We start from the raw sequence: 784 nt of genomic DNA, 5'->3' as shown, positions 1-784 counted from the left end.
TTCTTTATTAGAACCTCTAAATTTGGCTTTAAAGCGATACATCAATTTAACCCACCAGCAGTGTTCACTGGGGCTTTATCGACGAGAAATAATTTTGCTCACTAAACCAAGTATCTTGAATTACTTAGGTATCATTTAGATTTATATTTTTATCGATAGTAATCTATTTATTTGAGCAACGATACGGGTTTACTCAAACATTTGGCTGAAATCAGCATCGCATACGTTTTTTACCGCAGGATGCTGAATCATTCGCTCGGCGAAAATAACGTAATACTCTTCTTTCAAATCCTCAACATGACCGATCAACTGTAAGCTGCGGTCATCTTCGATTTCTGACATGTAAACCGTCGGCGCCAAAAAGATCACATCATCACGGTATCTCGCAAAGGCTTTCATCAACGCGACGTCATCAAACTCTCCCAAGACATCAGGTTGTAATCCTTGGCGATCAAACCATTGAATGACTTTTCGCCCCATCGCCGTTCGACTTGCTGGGATCAACAGCTTTTTCTTTTCCAAAATTTCAGGGAACTTCACGTCTGGAATGTCAGAAGATGCAAAGAAACTCATGCTACTCTCGCCAAGCTTCTTACTATAAAGGCCTGGGCTTTGCGTCGAGTCCACCGGGCAATCAGAAAGAATCATATCCAACTTGTGCTGCGATAGCCGTTCTAATAACAGTTCGTGCGTCGACTCGTAACAACGTAAGTGGATACTGTTGTCTTCAGGCACGGTTGTCATCAGTACTTTACTAACTAGCCGTTTTGACAGCGCATCAGCT

At 42.1% G+C, this 784-nt stretch carries 1 protein-coding gene; it reads right to left on the bottom strand.

Features of this window, described 5'->3' with window-relative positions; translation table 11 throughout:
- Positions 1-189 precede the first annotated feature (189 nt).
- The coding region (gene nhaR / locus R7Q11_RS25745; RefSeq protein ID WP_225466948.1) for a transcriptional activator NhaR at positions 190-784 on the bottom strand (595 nt) is incomplete at its 5' end.

Source organism: Vibrio sp. 970 (assembly GCF_033339075.1).
Note: the sequence above shows the minus strand (reverse complement) of the source record. Positions and strands in the feature narration are given on the sequence as shown.